This is a genomic window from Paraburkholderia sp. RL17-347-BIC-D (assembly GCF_046027915.1).
Taxonomy (GTDB): domain Bacteria; phylum Pseudomonadota; class Gammaproteobacteria; order Burkholderiales; family Burkholderiaceae; genus Paraburkholderia.
On the sequence record NZ_JARESS010000016.1, the window covers coordinates 1 to 15851 of the forward strand.

Annotated in this window: 14 protein-coding genes and 1 pseudogene; 11 read left to right on the forward strand and 4 right to left on the reverse strand. The window is 63.1% G+C overall.

The window, feature by feature from the left end; genetic code table 11:
* Positions 1-11: 11 nt before the first annotated feature.
* Positions 12-1126 (reverse strand): annotated as a pseudogene (locus tag P0D96_RS21870) (AI-2E family transporter).
* A 272-nt stretch (positions 1127-1398) separates the two neighbouring features.
* On the opposite strand from P0D96_RS21870, the gene P0D96_RS21875 reads away from it, so the two are divergent.
* The 4 genes from P0D96_RS21875 (at position 1399) to P0D96_RS21890 (ending at position 5336) form a co-directional block, all read left to right on the forward strand.
* Complete coding sequence (locus P0D96_RS21875) at positions 1399-2613, forward strand: DUF2863 family protein (RefSeq protein WP_132375225.1); 1215 nt, start codon at positions 1399-1401, stop codon at positions 2611-2613.
* A 234-nt stretch (positions 2614-2847) separates the two neighbouring features.
* Positions 2848-3726, forward strand: coding sequence for a response regulator transcription factor (locus tag P0D96_RS21880; RefSeq protein WP_408315267.1), 879 nt, complete (start codon positions 2848-2850; stop codon positions 3724-3726).
* A 112-nt stretch (positions 3727-3838) separates the two neighbouring features.
* Positions 3839-4513: an energy-coupling factor ABC transporter permease gene (locus P0D96_RS21885; RefSeq protein WP_132375227.1), complete on the forward strand. Its 675-nt coding sequence runs from the start codon at positions 3839-3841 to the stop codon at positions 4511-4513.
* Positions 4514-4679: 166 nt separating this feature from the next.
* Positions 4680-5336, forward strand: a complete 657-nt coding sequence (locus P0D96_RS21890) for a BspC domain-containing protein (RefSeq protein WP_408315269.1) — start codon at positions 4680-4682, stop codon at positions 5334-5336.
* Between the two features lie 113 nt (positions 5337-5449).
* On the opposite strand, the gene P0D96_RS21895 is transcribed toward P0D96_RS21890, so the two are convergent.
* Together P0D96_RS21895 and yaaA are read right to left on the reverse strand one after the other, a co-directional pair.
* Positions 5450-6604, reverse strand: a complete 1155-nt coding sequence (locus tag P0D96_RS21895) for a M14 family metallopeptidase (protein WP_408315271.1) — start codon at positions 6602-6604, stop codon at positions 5450-5452.
* Between the two features lie 35 nt (positions 6605-6639).
* Positions 6640-7422 (reverse strand): peroxide stress protein YaaA, encoded by a 783-nt coding sequence (yaaA, locus tag P0D96_RS21900; RefSeq protein ID WP_408315273.1) that lies wholly within the window; start codon positions 7420-7422, stop codon positions 6640-6642.
* A gap of 57 nt (positions 7423-7479) precedes the next feature.
* Between yaaA and P0D96_RS21905 the strand changes: the two genes are divergently transcribed.
* Positions 7480-7977, forward strand: a complete 498-nt coding sequence (locus tag P0D96_RS21905) for a putative toxin-antitoxin system toxin component, PIN family (RefSeq protein WP_408315275.1) — start codon at positions 7480-7482, stop codon at positions 7975-7977.
* A gap of 142 nt (positions 7978-8119) precedes the next feature.
* Complete coding sequence (locus tag P0D96_RS21910) at positions 8120-9292, forward strand: pyridoxal phosphate-dependent aminotransferase (RefSeq protein WP_132375232.1); 1173 nt, start codon at positions 8120-8122, stop codon at positions 9290-9292.
* A gap of 106 nt (positions 9293-9398) precedes the next feature.
* Here P0D96_RS21910 and P0D96_RS21915 read toward each other — a convergent pair whose 3' ends face one another.
* On the reverse strand, positions 9399-10046 hold the full coding sequence (locus tag P0D96_RS21915) for a glutathione S-transferase family protein (protein WP_408292974.1): 648 nt from the start codon (positions 10044-10046) through the stop codon (positions 9399-9401).
* Positions 10047-10172: 126 nt separating this feature from the next.
* Between P0D96_RS21915 and P0D96_RS21920 the strand changes: the two genes are divergently transcribed.
* From P0D96_RS21920 to P0D96_RS21940, 5 genes are all read left to right on the forward strand, one after another.
* A complete protein-coding gene (locus P0D96_RS21920) occupies positions 10173-11738 on the forward strand; it encodes a 3-hydroxyacyl-CoA dehydrogenase (RefSeq protein WP_408315277.1) in 1566 nt (521 codons plus the stop codon).
* Complete coding sequence (locus tag P0D96_RS21925; RefSeq protein ID WP_408315279.1) at positions 11735-12523, forward strand: oxepin-CoA hydrolase, alternative type; 789 nt, start codon at positions 11735-11737, stop codon at positions 12521-12523. Before P0D96_RS21920 ends, P0D96_RS21925 begins: the two co-directional genes overlap by 4 nt.
* 11 nt (positions 12524-12534) lie before the next feature.
* A complete protein-coding gene (locus tag P0D96_RS21930) occupies positions 12535-13251 on the forward strand; it encodes a histidine phosphatase family protein (RefSeq protein ID WP_408315280.1) in 717 nt (238 codons plus the stop codon).
* A gap of 21 nt (positions 13252-13272) precedes the next feature.
* Positions 13273-14379 (forward strand): phosphotransferase, encoded by a 1107-nt coding sequence (locus tag P0D96_RS21935; RefSeq protein ID WP_408178058.1) that lies wholly within the window; start codon positions 13273-13275, stop codon positions 14377-14379.
* A 92-nt stretch (positions 14380-14471) separates the two neighbouring features.
* The gene (locus tag P0D96_RS21940) at positions 14472-15731 is read left to right on the forward strand and encodes an acyl-CoA dehydrogenase family protein (RefSeq protein WP_132375238.1); all 1260 of its coding nucleotides are present in this window, start codon (positions 14472-14474) and stop codon (positions 15729-15731) included.
* Positions 15732-15851 lie beyond the last annotated feature (120 nt).

Here is a 15851-nt window from a genome sequence, read left to right on the forward strand (position 1 = left end):
ATGGAATTTATTCAAGGCAGCTTTTTTACCGGCCCCGGCTCGTCGACGACGGGCGCTTCCGCATCGGGTGCCAAGGCGCGCGCAGCCGGCGCACCGATCGTCCAGTCGTGGAGCACGGTATAGGCGACCGCCAGCAAAGTCGGTCCAATGAAAACACCGAGGAAGCCGAAAGCAAACGCGCCGCCCAAGATACCCAGCATCACTAGGATCAGAGGCATGTCGCTATTCTTGCCGATCAGGATCGGCTTGATGACGTTGTCTGACATGCCGACGACCAGCACGCCCCACACGACCAGAAAGATAGCCCATCCTGTCGCGCCGCCGTGGTACAGCCAGATTGCAGCGGGCAACCACACGACAACCGGGCCGCCCGGTATCACCGACAGAAAGAATGTCGCCAGCCCAAGCAGCGCCGGCGCCGGCACGCCGGCGATCCAGCATCCGAACCCAGCCAGAATCCCTTGCACGAGCGCCGTGCCGAGAATCCCGTAGACCACGCCCTTCACCGTGCTGCCAGCCAGCGCCAGCAGATAATCGGCGCGCTCGCCGGCAATACGCCGCATGCCCGCATTCAGCCAGGCCGCTGCGCCCTCGCCCCCGTATAAAAGAAGAAAGCGAGCACGATGCTTAACGCCAGCAACCCGAGACCATGCGTAACAGCAATCGCAGCCGCCAGAATCCACTTGCCGGCCGGCGCCGCGAGCGTACGCAATTGCGCGATCAGTTCCGAATTGCTGCTCGTGAGACGCTCCCAGAATGCATCGATGCTGGAACCCACCAGCGGAATCCGGGCAACCCACGGTGGCAAATCCGGCAAGCCGGCCTCGAAGAGCCGTTGAACCAGTGCGACGATTTCGTGCACGTGCGCCCCAAAGGCGAAGCCCGCATAGACGAACGGTCCGAGCACCACAATCAGAATGATCAACACGATCAAGGTGGCGGCCCCTTTGCGTCGGCCGCCCATGGCCGCGGTCAGCCGCCGGTACAAGCCCCACGAGCTATAGCTGAGAATGGCGCCCCACAGCAGCGCGGTCGTGAAAGGCGCCAGCACCAGCAGCGAGCCGCCCACCAGAATAATCAGCGCGAACACTGCGGCAAGGCGTTCGATCAGTTGGTCCGATTTCACAATGAATCTCCTGTTGCGCCAAACCCCAGTGACGAGCGGACATAAGCTTGTCGGGCGCCCGCTGAAAGCGGTCAGTATAGAAGCGACTCATGCGCCTGGGGGCGTCTTATATCATCGAGCCAGGTCGCCCCGCAACGACTCCACACGCACGCTAAACAGCGCTGATTTTTCGTGTAGAAACGTCCTAATTCATCCGGCATTGCCGGCCAAACAATATGGCGGCATAGAAAAGACTAGAATATAAGGTTCTGTGCACCCCAATTTCCGGATTTATGCGCTCGCGAATCGCCAAACGTCTCCCCCCCGATGCCGACAAGCTTGTCGGTCTCTCGCTCGCGCTTTTCGCGTCGGGCAGCCGCACCGAGGACCGCTTCTGGGAAGCGAAACTCGATGCGCTGCTGGCCAAGATCGTCCGCAACGCCAACCAGACTACGCTGGACGCCGCGCTCGATCATCTGCAGCAAAATCATCCCGATGCCTACGGCGCGCTCGCCGATATGGCGGAAACCCATAGCGAGTCTTTCATCGTCGAACACGAAGGCGTGCCGTACGAGGCGCTGCTGATCGCCGCACCCGTACTCGCCTGGACGCGCTACATGATTCCGTCCGGTCCGCTCAAGACCGACGCCGCCGACGCTCTGCGCGCGCACCTGCAGGCGCACGTGCTCGCGGCCAACACGCGGGTCGCCATGGCGCCGTTCCTATACAGCATCGATCAACTGCCGCGTCATCACGTCGAAACCTGGCGCATTGCCCAGCAACTCACACAGGCGGCCATGGCCGGCGGCAACGTCAAGCTGAATTTCGGCGAGTTGCCGGAGACTTCGCCGATTCTGGCCGACCCGCGCTTCCTGCTGGCCGTAGTCGCGGCGCCGGTCGGCGAGCCGACGTTCCGCTGGCAGGAAGAAGAACACGGCAGCCGGATCGAGCGCGGGCAATGCCTCGAGCAATGGGCCACGCAAGGCGGCGCCAACTTGTCGCTGGTGCTGCCGGGCTGCGAATTCGAGTGCCTGCTGCCGGATGCCTATTACTCGGCCTGCCGCGACGCCGACGAACGCGTGCGCCCTCACACGGTGCGCACCGCCGTGCGTTATCTGTTCGACACGATCGGCGCGGCGCCGCAGGAGTTGCGCGCGGTCGTCGCGGGCTTCGGCGAACGCCGCATCGACGAATACCGCGTCGGCTTCACGCGCCGCGGCAGCAACGACGTGATCTACGGCGTCGTGTGGCCGCTGTACGGCCGTGAGAACGGCGAACCCGGCATCGACGAGGAACCGCAGGAAACCCCCGCCTCGGACGATCCGCTCGAAGAAATCGTCGCATTGCTCAAGGAGACCGGCGTGACAGAAGTGCGCCGCCACGCCGGCCGCTTCGAGCCGGAATACTGCGACGACTGCGGCGTGCCGCTGTATGCCGATCCGCTCGGCGAAATCGTCCACGCCGAAATGCCGGAAGACGCAGAACCTGCGCAGCCGCACTTCCATTGACCATCCTCGCCGGCACGCTCGCGCGTCGAAGTCGACATAAAGAAGCCCCGCCACGCGCGGGGCTTTTTTTTGCCGGTTCATTTTTACGTCATTCCTCTTATGCCTTTTGGACAGGCCGCCAAGTTGAAGGGAATTTGTCATCATAGGAACGGCGACGCATCGCGAACGCATCCGGCTCCTCACGTGCCGCGCGCGCGCATCGCGCCACTTCGCCCGACTCATCTGGAGACATGCATGCGATTCTCGATACTCAACTCAGACGCGGAACGACGTGATGGGCTCAAAGCGCTGCTGCGGCAAATCGACCGGCTGGCGCGTTTCAACGAGGCACAAGACTGGCGTCAGGTCGAACGCACGCTCAAGCGTCAGCGGCCCGACCTGCTCCTGATCGATTGGCAGGACTGGATGTCGATCGCCGACATTCGCCATCTGCTCAGCCATTACCCCGATCTGCGCATTGCCGTGCTCACCGATCAGATCTCGCCGGTCGCCGTGCGAGAACTGATGGACGAAGGCGTGCTCGGCGTCGTGCCGCGCGACACCGATCCTTGTCTGATCGTGCGCGCGTTTGAAATGGTGCTGCTGGGCGGTCACTACGTGCCGCCCGGCGCGCTGGCGCTCGATCCTCCGCTGCCGCCCGACACCGCGATCCGGCCGTTCGACGAGAAGAGCCCACCGCCGCGCCGCACCAGACTGGCCAACGTACTGTCGCCCCGTCAGCAGCAGATCATGCGCTGTGTCCACATGGGCAGCACCAACAAGATGATCGCTCGCACGCTCGGCATCAGCGAAGGCACCGTCAAGATCCATCTGACCAGCATATTCCAGCAGCTCGGTGCGCCGAATCGCGCCGCCGCGGTCGCGCTCTACAACGGCTGGCTGTCGAACCATTTGCAAGTGCTGCGCAATGGCGGCGATGGCCTGCTGCGCCCGATCATGGGGCAACCCGGCGTGGTGCCGTTGCGGCGCCGCGCGCGGCGCCGCTTCCAATATCCGTTGCCGGCTAACGACACGGCCGCCTTGTTGCCCATGGCGGCCGAACCAGGCGCGCCATATGGCGACGCGGCGCCCGCCGGAGCGGCACCGGACCCGCTCGCACAAGGTCCTGCATGAGCGCAGCCGGCGCGCGCAACAGAATCCGGGCGAGCACTTTCCGGCAGCGTTTGCGCGCGCTGGCATGGAATCCGCTCACACCTTTTCTCGTCCAACGAGTAATATGAGACTCATGGGTTTCCTCTACACACCGCTTCCGTTCTGGGTCGCTGTCGGTGGCTGGATCGCCACTGCGATAGTGGTCGCGCTCGCGCTGTGGAAAAATCCTTTCAAACGACTTCAGGACGGCACACTGCAGCATGTCTGGCTTGCGATCATCGTCGCAGTGTCGGTGCTGTGGGCAAGTAATGCATGGCTCGACGACGGCACCGTCATGCATCTGCTCGGCGCCACGCTAGTCGTCACGTTGTTCGACTGGGCGTTGGCGCTGATCGCCATGGCGGTGGTCACCGGTCTTGCCGCCGTCATCTTCGATGCCCCGTGGCAGGGCATCGCGCTAACTTTCCTCGTCTACGGTGCACTGCCGGTCGGCATTTCCACTTTGCTCCAGCGCATCAGCATCGCGTGGCTGCCACGCAATCTCTTCATGTTCATCCTCGGCCAGGGTTTTGTCTCGCCTGCCATCGCCGTGTCGCTCACGGCCGCCGCCGCCCTCGGCATTCATATCGCGCTCGCCGACGGTTCGATGACCGTAGTGCCTGCGGGCTACGCGTTCAGCGTGTTTCTACTTGCCATCGGGGAATCCTGGTTCACTGGCATGTCGACGGCATTGATCGCGGTCTACCGCCCTGCGTGGGTCACCACTTATGATGTGCGGCGATACCGGCTAGGCGGCCCGCGCACCTGACACTTGCGCGGGCACCGAACGCGTACTTGCGGCAATTGGCGACTCGACAACATCGAGCCGCCAGCGGACACGCCATCAACAGGACAAAATATTTGTGTCAGGATTGAACTCCACCCTCTCGCCGGGCATCTTACGTGCCTCATCTCATTAGCGCCTAACGAACTAGATGGATCGCACCAACGTACCGCGCCGATTGCTGCGGTTGGTCGGCCGGTTGGCAACATGTGCGGCGAGTCTCTCGCTCATATGCTCTGCTCCCGCATTCGCCGATCAACTCGAGCAGCACAACGATCTCGTCAACAAATTTGTCAATGATATGCACGCGGACCCGCTGGTTGCGGACTGCGCGGCGCATGGCAACTTTGTCGCCAGCACGTCGACCGCCTTCGACCATGTCGAATTTCCACCTAGTTCGTTCGACAGCGCGCACGCGTCGGTCACGCCATGGAACGATTCGTTCGACGAGGGCAAGCAGCGCGTCAAGGTAGATAACATCGTCACCGTCGAAGGGCTCGGCATCCGCCAGAGTGGCGGCGGCGATCCTGCCGATCTGAAGTTCCGCTGCGGCTATGTCGGCGCGCAGATGCTGGCGTTCAGCTGGAACGATCCGGTGCCGCCGACCCGTGCACGCAGCGCTGAACCATCGGGGTCGCAAGCGTCGTCGAGCAAGCATAAAAGCGCCAAAGGCAAGCACTCGGCGAGCGGCAAAACGACGAAGAAGGCGACCACGAAGTCTTCCAAACCGAGCTCGGGCAAATCGTCGCGAACGAGTTCGAACAAAGCAACCGCGAAGAAGACACCGGCGAAGAAAAAGACTCAATAACGGGTCACGCTTGCGGCATCGGGCCGCCGGCGCCACAGGTCAAAACAAGCGCCCCAATGAAAACAAGGCACACACCGTGAAGTGTGTGCCTTGTTTTTTATGCGCGGCGATGTTCAGGCAAATGTTTCCACGTGCCGCAAGATCGCCTGCAGCATCGCAGCGCCGAGCGACGCGCTACGCTCGCCGTTCCAACCCACCCGTTCGTCGGGAAGATTGGCGTTGTCCTTGAATGGCATCTCCAGGGTGAGCGACAGACAACCGAATTCGTTGCCGATGTACTTCGACGCCAGCTTCAGTGCGTCCTCGCGATACTTGCTCGCGGCGTAGCCGTACTTGTCCTGAAAATCAGGGCTCGCCTGCTTGAACGCTTCAATGAACGCTTTCTGCTCCTGCCCTTGCCGTTCGGTAAAGCCCGGCAGCATTTCGGAGCCGGCCACGAACACGTAAGGCAGCGCCTCGTCGCCGTGAATATCGAAGAACAGATCGCAACCGGTGGCATGAATCGCGTCGCGCACCACCAGCACCTCAGGACTGCGCGTGGCATCCGGCTCCATCCACTCGCGATTCAGATTCGCTCCGGCCGCATTGGTGCGCAGATTGCCGTGCACGCTGCCGTCCGGATTCATGTTCGGCACGATGTAGAAGACGGCGTGATCGTAGAGCTTGCGCGCAACCGGGTCGCCCGCCCAATCGCCCCAACCCGCGAGCCGCTTCACGAGACCTTCGATAAACCATTCGGCCATCGTCTCGCCGGGGTGCTGGCGCGCGATCAGCCAGATTTTTTTCTTGGGCGTGTCGCCGCTTTGCGGCGTGCCAAGCGTGAGCAGCGACATGGGCCGGCCTTCGACGGTCGTGCCCAACTCGGTGAGCGTGGCCTGCGGCATCTGCTGCACCGCCCCGAGAAACTCCGAATGACGCTCCTCGCTGTACGGCTCGAAGTACGCGTAGTAAATACGGTCGAAATCCGGCGTGTGATCGATCGTCAGCACACGGCCGTCGTAGGACGTGGGCACGCGAAACCAGTTCACGCGGTCATAGCTCGCCACCGCCTGATAGTCGCGCCAGCCTTCGGCGAAGGCACACGTGGCCGCATTCTCGAAGGTCATCACGCAGCGCTCGCCCGCCGCGCCCGACAAACCGAAATAAAACCACTGCGCGAACTCGGCATGGCTGTCCGGCCGCACGCGCAAACGGATATTGCCCGCGTCTTCGCAGGACAGCACTTCGATCGCACCCGCGTCGAAGTTACTTGTAATCGATAACGTCATGATGTTCTTCCCTGCTTCTATGCGCGGCGCAACGCTTATTCAGCGACGCGGCGGCGGAATACGTAAGTGGAATCGTTCGAGGCATCAGCGTCGAACGCATAGCCGTCGGCGTCGAAGTCCTTCAGTTGCTCAGGCCTGTCGAGGCGGTTTTCCACGGCATAGCGCGCCATCAAGCCGCGCGCGCGCTTTGCATGAAAGCTGATGATCTTGTAGCGGCCGCCCTTCCAGTCCTCGAAAACAGGCGTGATGATCGGCGCTTCGAGCAGCTTCGGCTTGACCGACTTGAAGTACTCGCCCGATGCGCAGTTCACCAGCACGCGCGATGCCGCGGCGTTCTTCTTCAATTGCGCATTCAACGCCTGCGTGATGCGCTCGCCCCAGAACGCGTACAGATCCTTGCCGCGCGGGTTGGCGAAACGCGTACCCATTTCGAGCCGGTAAGGCTGCAGCAGATCGAGTGGACGCAGCAAACCATACAGGCCGGACAACACGCGCACGTGATTCTGCGCATAGTCCAGATCCGCCGACGAAAGCGTCTTCGCGTTGAAGCCCTCGTACACGTCGCCATTGAACGCCAGCACCGCCTGCTTGGCGTTGTGCGTGCCGAACTTGGGCGACCACTGCGCGTAACGCTGGAAATTGAGGTGCGCGAGTTGATCCGAAATGTCCATCAGGGAGGCGATCTGCTGCGGCGACAAACGACGCAATCCGCCGATCAATTCGGCCGCATCGTCGACAAAATCGGGGATCGTGTGCTTTTTGACGTGAGGCGGGGTTTCGTAGTCGAGCGATTTCGCCGGCGACAGAACGATTATCATAGAGGCTTGCAGGCACGCCGTGCCTGGCGGTCAAAGACGAAAGCCAGATTGTAACGAATGCCCGGTTCCCATGCCTCACCCGACGCTTTGCGCGTCGTCCTCGATTCCAATGTGTGGATCGACATACTCGTGTTCGACGACCCGCACACACGGCCGATCGCGGCCGCGCTCGAAAGCGGCGCGCTGGCCGCGCTGATCGACGCGCGCTGCCTCGCCGAACTCGCCTACGTGCTCGACTATCCGCAATTCGTGCATCGGAACGTGGACAAGGCCGCGGCGCTGGCGGTCGTCGCGCGGCTCGCGCAACTGGTCGAACCCGAGGCGCAAGCGGAAGACGCCAAGCCCTTGCCCAAATGCAAAGACCGCGACGACCAGAAGTTTCTCGAGCTCGCGCACGCCGCGCAGGCCGACTGGCTGGTTTCGAAAGATCGCGCGGTACTGAAGCTGGCCAAGCGGATTGCGCGTGACTTCGGCTTTCAGATCGCGCAGCCGGCGCCGTTCGTCGCCGCCATCGGCATGTCCCAGAGCGCCGCCGGCGAGCCTTTAACAGCATGACTCTTCAGCCGCATGGCCCTGGCCAGACGGCTAACGTGAGTTCCGTGGCGCACACACCACGCCGCGATTCCCTACAATCAGGCTTCGCCCGTTTCAAACGACGCCTTTGCCTAACCCACTTGCCCACGCTCCGGACAGCGCCATGAATGCACCGCACGACACGCCCACGAGTCCCACGTTTCCGTCTCGCCTGCCGGATGTCGGCACGACGATTTTCACGGTGATGAGCGCGCTCGCCGCCGAAAAAGGCGCGGTGAATCTCGGTCAGGGCTTTCCCGATTTCAACTGCGATCCGCGGATCGTCGACGCGGTCGCGAACGCCATGCGCGACGGCCACAACCAGTACCCGCCAATGGCCGGCGCCGCGCCGCTGCGTCAGGCGATCTCGGACAAGATCGAGAACCTGTACGGCCGCCGCTACAACGCCACCACCGAAATCACCGTGACAGCGGGCGCGACGCAAGCATTGCTGACCGCGATTCTGTGCACGGTCCACCCGGGCGACGAAGTGATCGTGGTCGAGCCGACCTACGACAGCTACCTGCCGTCCATCGAACTGGCGGGCGGCAAGCCGGTATTCGTCACGCTCGACGCGCCCGACTACGCGATCCCGTTCGACAAGCTGGCCGCCGCGATCACGCCGAAAACGCGGCTCCTGCTGATCAACACGCCGCACAATCCGACCGGCACGGTCTGGCGCGCGGATGACATGCGCAAGCTCGAAGAGATCGTGCGCGGCACCAACGTGCTGATCCTGTCCGACGAAGTGTATGAACACATGGTCTACGACGGCGCGCCGCACGAGAGCGTGGCCCGCTATCCGGAACTGGCGCAACGCAGTTTCGTGGTGTCGAGCTTCGGCAAGACCTACCACGTGACGGGTTGGAAGGTCGGCTACGTGGCCGCGCCCGCCGCGCTCACCGCCGAGTTCCGCAAGGTGCACCAGTTCAACGTGTTCACGGTGAACACGCCAATGCAGATCGGCCTCGCCGACTACATGAAAGATCCGTCTCCGTATCTCGACTTGCCGGCGTTTTATCAGAAGAAGCGCGACTTCTTCCGCGCCGGCCTCGCGAATTCGCGCTTCAAGCTGTTGCCGTGCACGGGCACGTACTTTCAGTGCGTCGACTATTCGGCGATCAGCGACTTGCCCGAAGCCGAATTCGCGCAATGGCTGACCGGCGAGATCGGCGTCGCGGCCATTCCCGTCTCGGCGTTCTATCACGAGGCCCATGAGTCGGGCGTGGTGCGCTTCTGCTTCGCCAAGCAGGAAAACACACTCGCCACCGCGCTCGAGCGGCTGGCGCGCCTCTAGCATGTCTCGCGCGATGCTGCGAACGAACCTACGTTCCTCGCCATCGCGCGCAGCGGCCCCGGCGTGCGCGGCACGCGCCGGTCCGCTTCCTTCGGGGCAACGCCGGTCAAGCAGGGCGCGATGCCGCGATATGCGCCTTGCGGTCCTCGGTCACACGCTGCGCGGCCGCCCTGGGGTTGATCGCTTTCACATAGCTCTTCCAGTCAATGCCGGCGTCGACCAGAAAATCGCTGCCGTAAATGGTCTGCGTTGCCATGCCCACCAGCGGCAAGCTCACATAACCGGCCGTATCCGCCACGCTGAAGCGTTCGCCCATCAGATACGGCCCGAACTTCGCGATCCGTTTGAAGCCGGCAATGTGGTGCTTGAGCAGTTTCTCCACGCGCCCCTTGGTCGCGTCGGTCACGGTGCCGCCGAAGAACGCTTCCTTGTAGAGGTTGCGCGCGGTCAGTTCGAGATGCACATCGACGAACATGATCAGTTCGCGCTCCTTGGCCGCTTCCCATGGGTCGGCGGAGAAAATCGCCTTGTCGGGAAAACGCGCGGCCAGATACTCGACGATGCATTGCGACTCGCACAGATCGCCGTCTTCAGTCTGCAGATAAGGCACTTTGCCGAGCGGCGAATGCTCGAGCATCGCCTCGTCCTGACTGGGCTTCACGGACACTTCCTCGAACGGAATGCCGTGTTCGAGCAGCACGAACTTCACTTTGTTGTAATAGTTAGAGAGCGCGAAACCGCACAGCTTGATCATCAGGTGTCTCCTTCCCTTGAGTTGTATGCGACCGCCCGTCAACGTCAAAGCAGCGGCCTTCGTTCAATCATCCAGTAAATTGCACGATCGTGCTATTCTAAAATAACCATGGAGTCGAGCATCACAATGACCTCTCGCAATTTCAGCATCGAGACTATTGGCATTGTCGGAACCGGAGCAATGGGCCGCGGCATCGCCCAGATCGCCGCACTGGCCGGTCTCACCGTGCGTCTGTACGACACCAACCCTGCTGCGATCGGCGCCGCGCGCGACTACCTTGCCGAGACTTTCGCCAAATTGACCGCCAAAGGCAAGCTCGACCAGGCGCGCTCGCTTGCGGCGCTCGCGAACGTGAGCGGCGCGCAAAGCATCGGCGAGCTGGCCGGTTGCGATCTGGTCGTGGAGGCGATTGTCGAGAAACTCGACGTGAAGCAGGCACTGTTCCGCGAACTCGAAACCGTCGTGAGCGGCAACTGCGTGCTGGCGTCCAATACGTCTTCGCTGTCCATCACGGCGATTGCCGCCGGCTGCAGTGACCCGTCGCGCGTGGTCGGTTATCACTTCTTCAACCCCGTGCCGTTGATGAAGGTGGTCGAAGTGATCGACGGTCTGCGCAGCGACCCCGCGGCCGGTGACGCGCTGATGGATCTCGCGCGCCGCATGGGTCACACGCCGGTGCGCGCGAAAGATATGCCCGGCTTCATCGTGAATCACGCGGGCCGTGGCATGAATACCGAAGGCTTGCGCGTGGCGGGTGAAGGCGTGGCCAGTTTCGCCGACATCGACCGCATCATGCGCGAGCAGGCAGGCTTTCGCCTCGGGCCGTTCGAGTTGCTCGATCTGACGGCGCTGGACGTCTCGCATCCGGTGATGGAGTCGATCTATCACCAGTTCTATGAAGAGCCGCGCTTCACGCCGTCGCCCATCACCGGCACGCGGCTCGCGGGCGGATTGATCGGCCGCAAGACGGGCGAAGGCTTTTATCGCTACGAAGAAGGCAAGCAGCAAGTGCCTGCCGAAGGGCCCGCGCCGACTGAATTGCCGGCCAGCGTGTGGGTCAGCAAGCGTTATCCGCAAGCTCACGATGCCGTCGTGCAACTCATTGGGAAAGCCGGCGTGAAACTCGACGACGGCGCTACGCCCGCAGCGAATTCGCTGATCGTCGTCACACCGTTCGGCCACGATGCGACCACGGCCGCTGTCGACGAAGCACTCGACGCCAGCCGCGTCGTCGCCATCGATACGCTCTTCCCGCTCGTCGGAGCGCAACGCCGCACGCTGATGACCACACCCGCCACCACGCGCGCCGCGCGTGACACGGCGCACGCGCTCTTTGCCGCCGACGGCGTGCCCGTCACCGTGATCCGCGACTCGACCGGCTTCGTCGCGCAACGGGTGGTGGCGACCATCGTCAATATCGGCTGCGACATCGCGCAAAAACAGATCGCCACGCCGGACGATATCGACCTTGCCGTCACGCTCGGCCTCGGCTACCCGCGCGGCCCGCTTGCCCTCGGCGACGCGCTAGGCTCGACGACCATTCTCGCGATCTTGCGCAACATGTTCAGTGTGCTCGGCGATCCGCGCTATCGTCCGTCGCCCTGGCTTGCGCGACGCGCCCAGCTTGGCCTGTCGCTCACTCAGCGCGACGCGGCCGATACCGAAACGCAGACCCTGGAGACGCAACAATGAGCGCCGAACTGCTGACCTCGCGCCCCACCGAAAGCGAATCGACGCTGGTCCTCACGCTTTCGAACCCCGGCGCACGCAACGCGCTGCATCCGGACATGTACGCCGCCGGCATCGAGGCGCTCGACTCGGTGGAGCGCGATCCGTCGATTCGCGCCGTCGTAATTACCGGCGCCGACAACTTCTTTTGCGCGGGCGGCAATCTGAACCGCCTGCTGGAAAACCGTGCGAAAGATCCGTCCGTGCAAGCCGAAAGCATCGATCTGCTCGGCGAATGGATCTCGGCGCTGCGTCTATCGTCGAAGCCGGTGATCGCCGCCGTCGATGGCGCCGCAGCCGGCGCGGGATTCTCGCTCGCGCTTGCGTGCGACCTGATCGTCGCCGCGGACGATGCCAAGTTCGTCATGTCGTATGCACGTGTCGGCCTGACGCCCGACGGCGGCGGTTCGTGGTTTCTCGCTCAAGCCCTGCCGCGTCAATTGGCCACCGAAGTGCTGATCGAAGGCAAACCGATCGGCGCCACGCGTCTGCATGAACTCGGCGTCGTCAACAAACTGGCCAAGACCGGCGCCGTGCGCGATTCCGCGATTGCCTGGGCCGACGAGATCGGCAAGATTTCGCCTAACTCGGTCGCGCGCATCAAGGGGTTGATCAGCGCAGCCGGCACGCAGCCACTCGCCGATCATCTCGTGGCGGAGCGCGACAGCTTTGTGGCCTCGCTGCATCACCGTGAAGGGCTGGAAGGCATTTCCGCGTTCCTCGAAAAACGCGCGCCGGTCTACAAGTGAGCGAAGGGACGATGCCTGACTACCAGCTGCCCAAGCGCCGCCGCATCTTTCTGATGCGTCACGGCGACGTCACCTACTTCGACGACTCCGGCCGCGCGATCGATCCCGAAACGGTGCCCCTGAACGCCAACGGCCGCGAGCAGGCCAGCGCGGCGGGCCGCGTGTTCGCCGAACAGCAGGTCCGCTTCGACCGGGTGATCGTCAGTGGCTTGCCGCGCACCATCGAAACCGCGCGGCGCGTGTTGGCCGAGACCGGCCAGCAGATCGAACTCGAAATCGAGCCTGCCTGGGAAGAGATTCGCGGCGGCAAGCTCGGCAATATTCCGCCGCAGGATATCGAGGCCGCGTTTCTCGGCGTGTTCGATGGCATCGTGCCGGACAGCACGCGCTTTCTCTTCGGCGAGACCATCGGCGCCCTGTTCGATCGCGTTTTGCCCGCGGTCGCGGAGTTGCGAGAAGACACGTCGTGGGACACCGTGCTGCTCGTGCTGCACGGTGGTGTGAATCGGGCAATCCTGTCGCATGCGCTCACCGCCGGCGGCCGCACGTTCTTCGGCCATCTGGCGCAAGCCACCGGCTGCATCAACGCGCTCGACGTGGGCGCTGCCCCGCGCGACTGGGTGCTGCGCACGATCAACTATTCACCGCCGTCGCCGCTGCATCGCGACGTCCGCAACACCACGATGGAAATGCTCTACGCACAATTCATTCAATACAAGCGTAGCTGAACCCCGAACTGGAGGAGACAGATGGTGCAAGCCACACAGACCGGCGAACCAGAACACCAACCGGACTATTCGGACTTCGAGGGCACGCGCCCGGTCAGCGAGCGGCAACGCTTCGACACCGATGCGCTCGCCGCCTGGCTGACCCAGCATGTCGACGGATTTTCCGGGCCGCTCACGCTGGAGCAATTCGCCGGTGGTCAGTCCAATCCCACGTTCAAACTGCTCACGCCGTCGCGTTCGTATGTGATGCGCGCCAAGCCAGGGCCGGCGGCGAAGCTGCTGCCGTCAGCGCACGCCGTCGAACGCGAATACCGCGTGATGCATGCGCTCGCCGACACTGACGTGCCGGTCGCAAAAATGCTCGCCTTGTGCGAGGACGAAAGCGTGATCGGCCGCGCGTTCTATGTGATGGAGTTCGTCGAAGGCCGCGTGCTGTGGGATCAATCGTTGCCCGGCATGACGCCCGCCGGGCGCGCCGCCATCTACGACGAAATGAACCGCGTGATCGCGGCGCTGCACAGCGTGGACGTCACGGCTGTCGGTCTCGCCGACTATGGCAAGCCAGGCAACTACTTCGTGCGCCAGATCGGCCGCTGGAGCAAGCAGTACATCGCATCCGAGACCGAGCCGATCGACGCGATGCAGCGCCTGATCGAATGGCTGCCGCAGCATATGCCGGCCGAAACGGGTGAGCGCGCATCGGTCGTGCATGGCGACTACCGGCTCGACAATCTGATCTTTCATCCCGACGAGCCGCGCGTGCTCGCGGTGCTCGACTGGGAGTTGTCGACGCTCGGCGATCCGCTCGCCGACTTCGCGTATCACTGCATGGCGTGGCACGTCGACCCGACGCAATTCCGCGGCATCGCGGGCCTCGATTGGGCGGCCCTCGGCATTCCCGACGAGCGCGAGTACGTCGAGCGCTATTGTCAACGCACTGGCTTCGAGATTCACGGCGACTGGAATTTCTACCTGGCGTACAACATGTTTCGCATTGCCGCGATCCTGCAAGGCATCATGAAACGCGTCGTCGACGGCACCGCGGCCAGCGCTCAGGCACTCGACGCCGGCCGTCGCGCGAAGCCGATGGCCGAACTCGCCTGGCGCTACGCGCAGAAAGTGCGCTGACCGGAATCGCGCGCTAAGTCGCGCGTCCGGGTGTGCATCGTGCTGCGCTCCGAACAAACGTCGTTCGTTACTCATCATCCGCGAGGTCCTACGTGAATTTCGACTACACCCCGAAGGTTCAGGCGTTGCGCGAGAAACTGCTCGCATTCTTTGACGAGCACATCTATCCGAACGAGCAGGCGTTCTACGCGGAAATCGCACGCAATCGCCAGAACGGCAACGCGTGGCTGCCAACCGAACTGATCGAACAACTCAAGCAGAAAGCGCGCGACGCCGGCTTATGGAACCTGTTCCTGCCCGACTCCGTGCGCGGTGCGGGCTTGACGAATCTCGAATACGCGCCGTTGTGCGAGATCATGGGCCGCGTGCCTTGGGCGCCTGAAGTATTCAACTGCAATGCGCCCGACACCGGCAACATGGAAACGATCGAGCGCTACGGCAGCGACGACAACAAGCGCGCGTGGCTCGAACCGCTGCTGCAAGGTCAGATCCGTTCGGCGTTTCTGATGACGGAACCTGAAGTGGCGTCGTCGGATGCGACCAATATCCAGACCAGCATCGTGCGCGATGGCGATTACTACGTGATCAACGGCCACAAGTGGTGGTCGTCCGGCGCGGGCGATCCGCGCTGCAAGATCTATATCGTCATGGGCAAGACCGATCCGGAAGCGCCCCGCCATCAGCAGCAGTCGATGATTCTGATTCCCGCCGACGCCACCGGCATCACCGTGCATCGCCCGCTCACCGTCTTCGGTTACGACGACGCGCCGCACGGGCACATGGAAATCACGCTCGAGAATGTGCGCGTGCCGGTCGGCAACATGCTGCTCGGTGAAGGCCGTGGCTTCGAAATCGCGCAGGGCCGACTCGGACCGGGACGCATCCATCACTGCATGCGTTTGATCGGTCTTGCTGAACGCGCGCTCGAATTGATGGCGAAACGCTCGCTGCAACGTGTCGCGTTCGGCAAGCCGGTCGCCGCGCAAGGCGTCACGCAGGAGCGTATCGCCGAAGCGCGCTGCATGATCGAACAGGCGCGCCTCCTCACCCTGAAAACCGCCTACATGATGGACACCGTCGGCAACAAGGGCGCGCGCGGCGAGATCGCCATGATCAAGGTCGTTGCGCCGAACATGGCGTGTCAGGTGATCGACTGGGCAATTCAGGCGCACGGCGGCGGCGGTGTCAGCGACGACTTCCCGCTCGCGTATGCCTACGCGTCGGCACGAACGCTGCGTTTCGCCGACGGTCCCGACGAGGTGCATCGCAACGCGATCGCCAAGCTCGAACTCGCGCGTTATATGGATGCCGGCGCGGCCGCTCGTGTGGAGACGCCGATCACGCGGGTTTGATGCTGAGCCGAACCGTCACGCCCGGCGCAGCGCGGTCGCGACCGACTCGCGGCGCCGCAAGCAGCATCGCGCGATCTATGCTCTAATTTTCGTCAACTGCGGCGCCCTTCGAGGCGCCGC

What these genes read in the sequence shown, in the direction of transcription:
- P0D96_RS21915 (WP_408292974.1), bottom strand. Translation starts at nt 10,046, where the DNA reads ATGATCAAGCTGTGCGGTTTCGCGCTCTCTAACTATTACAACAAAGTG.
- P0D96_RS21920 (WP_408315277.1), top strand. Translation starts at nt 10,173, where the DNA reads ATGACCTCTCGCAATTTCAGCATCGAGACTATTGGCATTGTCGGAACC.
- P0D96_RS21895 (WP_408315271.1), bottom strand. Translation starts at nt 6,604, where the DNA reads ATGACGTTATCGATTACAAGTAACTTCGACGCGGGTGCGATCGAAGTG.
- P0D96_RS21875 (WP_132375225.1), top strand. Translation starts at nt 1,399, where the DNA reads ATGCGCTCGCGAATCGCCAAACGTCTCCCCCCCGATGCCGACAAGCTT.
- P0D96_RS21885 (WP_132375227.1), top strand. Translation starts at nt 3,839, where the DNA reads ATGGGTTTCCTCTACACACCGCTTCCGTTCTGGGTCGCTGTCGGTGGC.
- P0D96_RS21880 (WP_408315267.1), top strand. Translation starts at nt 2,848, where the DNA reads ATGCGATTCTCGATACTCAACTCAGACGCGGAACGACGTGATGGGCTC.
- P0D96_RS21935 (WP_408178058.1), top strand. Translation starts at nt 13,273, where the DNA reads ATGGTGCAAGCCACACAGACCGGCGAACCAGAACACCAACCGGACTAT.
- P0D96_RS21910 (WP_132375232.1), top strand. Translation starts at nt 8,120, where the DNA reads ATGAATGCACCGCACGACACGCCCACGAGTCCCACGTTTCCGTCTCGC.
- P0D96_RS21905 (WP_408315275.1), top strand. Translation starts at nt 7,480, where the DNA reads ATGCCCGGTTCCCATGCCTCACCCGACGCTTTGCGCGTCGTCCTCGAT.
- P0D96_RS21925 (WP_408315279.1), top strand. Translation starts at nt 11,735, where the DNA reads ATGAGCGCCGAACTGCTGACCTCGCGCCCCACCGAAAGCGAATCGACG.
- P0D96_RS21930 (WP_408315280.1), top strand. Translation starts at nt 12,535, where the DNA reads ATGCCTGACTACCAGCTGCCCAAGCGCCGCCGCATCTTTCTGATGCGT.
- P0D96_RS21890 (WP_408315269.1), top strand. Translation starts at nt 4,680, where the DNA reads ATGGATCGCACCAACGTACCGCGCCGATTGCTGCGGTTGGTCGGCCGG.
- yaaA (WP_408315273.1), bottom strand. Translation starts at nt 7,422, where the DNA reads ATGATAATCGTTCTGTCGCCGGCGAAATCGCTCGACTACGAAACCCCG.